The organism is Aeromonas sp. S16(2024), from assembly GCF_041403065.1.
Taxonomy (GTDB): domain Bacteria; phylum Pseudomonadota; class Gammaproteobacteria; order Enterobacterales; family Aeromonadaceae; genus Aeromonas.
This window is the reverse complement of the sequence record NZ_JBGLQX010000047.1, coordinates 1-5,309: the sequence shown is the minus strand read 5'-3', so window position 1 is coordinate 5,309 and position 5,309 is coordinate 1. Positions and strand designations below refer to the sequence as shown.

At 62.9% G+C, this 5,309-nt stretch carries 2 protein-coding genes and 1 pseudogene; 2 read left to right on the top strand and 1 reads right to left on the bottom strand.

The features are described 5' to 3' along the window. A pseudogene (locus ACB030_RS20195) lies at positions 1 to 833 on the top strand (IS4 family transposase); the annotation flags it as partial. A gap of 47 nt (positions 834 to 880) precedes the next feature. Here ACB030_RS20195 and sppA read toward each other — a convergent pair. Beyond that, positions 881 to 2,725, bottom strand: coding sequence for a signal peptide peptidase SppA (sppA, locus tag ACB030_RS20190; protein WP_371162228.1), 1,845 nt, complete (start codon positions 2,723 to 2,725; stop codon positions 881 to 883). Positions 2,726 to 3,141: 416 nt separating this feature from the next. On the opposite strand from sppA, the gene ACB030_RS20185 reads away from it, so the two are divergent. Further along, positions 3,142 to 5,169 (top strand): FAD-dependent oxidoreductase, encoded by a 2,028-nt coding sequence (locus tag ACB030_RS20185; RefSeq protein ID WP_371162226.1) that lies wholly within the window; start codon positions 3,142 to 3,144, stop codon positions 5,167 to 5,169. The last annotated feature ends 140 nt before the right edge of the window (positions 5,170 to 5,309 follow it).

Below are 5,309 nucleotides of genomic sequence, written 5' to 3'. Positions count from 1 at the left end.
TGCCAGATGGAGCTCACCAGCCACCTGCTTGTGCAAGCGGTCATGGAGAGTTGCGCCGTCAACGAGATGGTGCTGGCCGAGCAGCTTATCGCGCGCACGCCAGACCACTCGCTGACCCTGTTCGACAAGGGGTTCTATTCGCTTGGCCTGCTCCATGCGTGGCAAACCACCGGCTGCGAGCGGCACTGGTTGCTGCCGCTCAAAAAGGGCACGCAATACGAGGTGGTGCGCAAGCTGGGGCGTCAGGATGTGCTGGTGCATCTCAAGACCAGTCCACAGGCACGCAAGAAGTGGCCGCAACTGCCGGACATGGTGGAAGCCCGTTTGCTGACCCGCAACATCAACGGTAAGGAGCGCCAAGTGTTGACCTCAATGGTCGACCCGATGCGCTTTCCGAACGCCGAGATTGTCGAGCTCTACAGCCATCGCTGGGAAATCGAACTGGGCTATCGGGAGATGAAGCACAGTCTGCAACAACACCGACTGACCCTGCGCAGCAAGAAGGCGGCGGGAATACGACAGGAGCTGTGGGGCATGCTGCTGGCGTACAACCTGCTGCGCAGCCAGATGGTGAAGATGGCGGCGAGCCTGAAGGGATACACGGCGAGTCAGCTGAGTTTTCACATGGCATCGGTCTACCTCATCCATGAACTGAGCTGCATGCCATACCTGTCACCGGGGACTATCCCGAAGCGGGTAGCTGACCTGGAGAAACAGGCGGGGCAGTTTGTGCTGCCGGAACGAAGGGAGCGAAGTTACCCCCGCTGCGTGAAAGCAAGGCCACAGAGGTACAGTGTAAAAAAACCAATAAAAACAATGCCAGTCAGGCTTAACTGACTGGCATTACCATTCGGCGGTTTTTTTTATTGTCGCTGCCGGATCAGGGCACGCAGACCGGGCAGAAGGCGTAGGTGCCTTGCGGGTCATTGAAGCGGGTCAGGGGGTCCAGGCTGCGGTTCATCTCCACCAGCGCCTTGCCCAACCCGGCGGGCAGCCAGCTTTGCAGGTGCGGGGCCAGCGCCTGGGCGCTGCTGTCAAACAGCTCGCGCAGGAACTTGTCCCTTGCCGACTCTTCCGGCGCTATGGGGGTGACCTGCCAGCTCTTGAGGTTGGCGAGCTCGGCAGCGGCCTTGAGGGCGTCGTTCAGGTTGCCGAACTCGTCTACCAGCCCCAGCTCCTTGGCATCCTGACCGGTCCAGACCCGGCCTTCGGCGGCTTTCTCCGCCTCTTCCGGGCTCAGGCCACGGCCCTTGCCGACCAGACCGACGAAGCGATGGTAGGTGTCTTCCACGCTCAGCTGGATGGCCTGACCGACGTGCTCCGGCAGGGCCCGGGTCAACCCGATCCCCACGAAGTCCGTGGTGCCGACGCCGTCGGTGTGCACCCCGTATTGGGAGAGCGCCTTGTCGATGGTGGCGAACATGCCGAACACCCCGATGGAGCCGGTGAGCGTGGTGGGGGAGGCAAAAATCTTGTCCGCATCGGCGGAGATCCAGTAGCCACCGGAGGCGGCGTAGCTGCCCATGGAGATGACCACGGGCTTGCCCGCCTGTTTCAGGGCCAGCAACTCGGCGCGGATCTGCTCGGCGGCGAAGGCGCTGCCCCCCGGGCTGTCGACCCGCAGCACCACGGCTTTGACCAGCTCGTCGCGGCGGGCCTCGGCCAGCAGCTCGGCGAGGCTGTCACCGCCTATGGTGCCGGCCGGCTGGATCCCGTCCATGATGGCGCCGCTGGCGGTGATGAGACCCACCTCATCCTTGCCGCTCTGGGGATATTGCTCGGGGATGGCGGCCAGATACTCTTTCAGGCCGACCCCTTTCCAGCCGTGATCCTCGCTCTCGCCCACCTCCTTGATGACCGCCTGGGTCATCTCGTCCCGGGTGGCGAGCTGATCCACCAGACCGTTGTCGAGGGCGTAGCTGGCGGCATTGCCACCGGCCTTGCGCAGCAGCTCGAGGAAGTGATCCTTGTCTGGCGCGACCGCATCCGGCTCTATCTCCCGCTGCTCGGCCACGTCGGTGACATAGGATTGCCACAGCTGATCCAGCCAGCGCTGGTTCGCCTCCTTGCTCTCGGGGGACATCTCGTCACGGGTATAGGGCTCGACGAAGGACTTGTAGGTGCCGACCTTGAACACATGGGGGGTGACGTTGAGCTTCTCCAGCGCCGACTTGAAGTAGGTCTGGTAGACCCCAAAGCCTTCGATCAGCACGGCGCCGCTCTGGTTGAGCAGCACGTGATCGGCATGGGCGGCGAGCAGGTAGGCGCCCTGGCTGTAGTAGTCGGCCATGGCGATGACCGGCTTGCCGCTCTCCTTGAATGCGTCTATGGCGCTTGCCACCTCCTGCAGCTTGGAGAGGCTGGCACCCTGCAGTCCCTGGGGCTTGATCACCAGCGCCTTGATGCGATCGTCATCTCCCGCGCTCTTGATGGCCCACAACAGGTCGGAGAGGACGATTTCGCTCGGCTGATCGTCGCTTTTCTCCATCTGCCGCAGCAGTTGCACAGTCGGATCGGTTTGGGTGCGTTGCTCCACCAGCACGCCGGCGAGATTGAGGGTGAGGGCGCCCTCTATGGGGGTGCTGGGTGTCTCGCTCTGGTTGAGGCTGAAGGCGATGACCAGCACGACGACGAGAAACAGCAGATTGACCAGCATCAAGCGGGTAAAGTTGAGCAGACGCCAGAGGCTGCGAAACAGCCACCCCAGACCTTTGAAAATAGACATAGCCGTGCTAACGCCCTGTTAATGGGTAGAGAAGGGCATTATTAACCAGTTGACCCGCCAATTGCCATTTTCCCTTGGCCGCGATCGCTCCCCCTCGCTTCGGGATACGGCTGTTCGCTGAAAAAATGTCCAAACATTTGTTTGAAAAAGGATTTTCGATTCTTTACTCTAGCCTCAGTTTGATAACAAAAAATTAACTGGAGGCCCTGTGAGCCGCTACCCGACGTTGCTGACCCCCCGCAGTCCCCTTCTTCGTCACCATGTGCTGGCGGTATCTCGTGCGTCTGCCTCGAAAAGGAGTGCGTCATGAGCCTTTACCCAACGCTGCTGATTCCCCTGGATCTCGGCTTTACCCAGTTGAAGAACCGGGTCTTGCATATGGATTCCTGCGTGCCGGCCTCGAAAAGGAGTGCGTTATGAGCCTTTATCCTACGTTGCTGACCCCCCTGGACCTCGGCTTTACCCAGTTGAAGAACCGGGTCTTGATGGGTTCCATGCATACCGGCCTCGAGGAGGAGAAGGGGGGCTTTGACAAGCTGGCCGCCTTCTACGCCGAGCGCGCCCGCGGCGGTGTCGCCCTCATCGTCACCGGCGGCATAGCCCCCAACCTGCGGGGGCGCCTGGTGCCCCATGGCTCGCAGCTCAGCTTCCCCTGGCAGGTCGCCAAGCACAAGAAGGTGACCAGCGCCGTGCATCAGGAGGGGGGCAAGATAGCCCTGCAGATCCTCCATGCCGGCCGCTATGCCTACCATCCGTTCAGCCTGGCGCCGAGCGCCATCCGGGCTCCCATCTCTCCGTTCAAGCCGCGGGCCATGAGCGAGCGGCAGATCCGCGGCACCATACGGGACTTCGCCTCGACAGCGGCACTGGCCAAGGCGGCGGGCTATGACGGTGTCGAGGTGATGGGGTCGGAAGGCTATCTCATCAACCAGTTCATCTGCGAGCGCACCAACCAGCGCAGCGACGGCTGGGGCGGCAGCAGCGAAAACCGCATGCGTTTTCCGCTGGAAATCGTGCGGGCCATTCGCGAGCGGGTCGGCAGCGATTTCATCATCATCTTCCGCCTCTCCATGCTGGATCTGGTGGAGAAGGGCTCCTCCCTGGAGGAGGTGATAGCGCTCGGGAAGGCGCTGGAGCAAGCCGGGGTTAGCCTCATCAACACCGGCATCGGCTGGCACGAGGCGCGCATCCCCACCATAGCCACCAGCGTGCCGCGGGGCGCCTTCAGCTGGGTGACCGCCGAGCTGAAAAAGCACCTCACAGTGCCGCTTATCACCACCAACCGCATCAACACCCCCGAGGTGGCCGAGCGCATCCTGGCGCAGGGGGAGGCGGATATGGTCTCCATGGCGCGCCCCTTCCTGGCGGATCCCGAGTTTGTCATCAAGGCCGCCGAGAACCGGGCGGACGAGATCAACACCTGCATCGCCTGCAACCAGGCCTGCCTGGATCACGTGTTCAAGCAAAAACGCGCCTCCTGCCTGGTCAATCCCCGCGCCTGCTTCGAGACCGAGCTGACGTTTGGCCGGGTGCCCCAGCCCAAGAAGCTGGCGGTGGTGGGGGCCGGGCCGGCCGGGCTGGCGTTCGCCTGCTACGCCGCCGAGCGCGGCCATCAGGTGAGCCTGTTCGATCAGGCGCCGACCATAGGCGGCCAGTTCAACTTCGCCAAGCAGATCCCGGGCAAGGAGGAGTTTCACGAGACCCTGCGCTACTTCGCCAGGCGGCTGGAGAAGTGCGGCGTCGAGCTCTATCTCGGCCAGCGCCAGAGCGCCGAGAGCCTGCTTGGCGGTGGTTTTGACGAGGTGATCCTCGCCACCGGCATACGTCCTCGCACCCCCAACATTCCCGGCATCGATCACCCCAAGGTGCTGAGTTACCTCGACGTGCTGCGCGATGGCAAGCCGGTGGGCAACAAGGTGGCGGTGATCGGGGCCGGCGGCATCGGCTTCGACGTGGCCGAGTTCCTGGTGGAGAAGAAGGCGGAGGGGAGCGCGGATCATCATCGCGATCACTGGCTCAGGGAGTGGGGCATCGACAAGAGCCTCGGCGAGCGTGGCGGTCTGATGACACCTGTGATCGACGCTCCCGAGCGCCAGATCTGGCTGCTCCAGCGCAAGGAGAGCAAGGTGGGGGATGGCCTCGGCAAGACCACTGGCTGGATCCACCGCACCGTATTGAAGAACCGCAAGGTGCAGATGCTCTCCGGCGTGCAGTACCTGCGCATCGACGACGAGGGGCTGCACATCCAAGTGGGTGAAGCCAGACAGTGCCTGCCGGTGGATCAGGTGATCATCTGCGCCGGACAGGAGCCCCTGCGGGAGCTGCAGGCCGGCCTGCAGGCGGCGGGCAAGCCGGTGCACATCATAGGCGGTGCCGACGTGGCGGCGGAGCTGGATGCCAAGCGCGCCATCCGCCAGGGGGCCGAGCTGGCGTCCGTTATCTGAGCCGGCTCATCGCGTAGGAAAGGGACCGATGGGCTGTCTCTTGATCACAACTGTTGATGCGCAAGAGACAGCGCCAGTTCATAGCCTTCAAGGAGGGTCTCTAACCTAAACCAGCCCTCCCATAACACCGCTATCGAGGC

Bases quoted from the DNA above. Each gene is read 5' to 3' on its own strand.
- sppA (WP_371162228.1), bottom strand. From the start codon at position 2,725: ATGTCTATTTTCAAAGGTCTGGGGTGGCTGTTTCGCAGCCTCTGGCGT.
- ACB030_RS20185 (WP_371162226.1), top strand. From the start codon at position 3,142: ATGAGCCTTTATCCTACGTTGCTGACCCCCCTGGACCTCGGCTTTACC.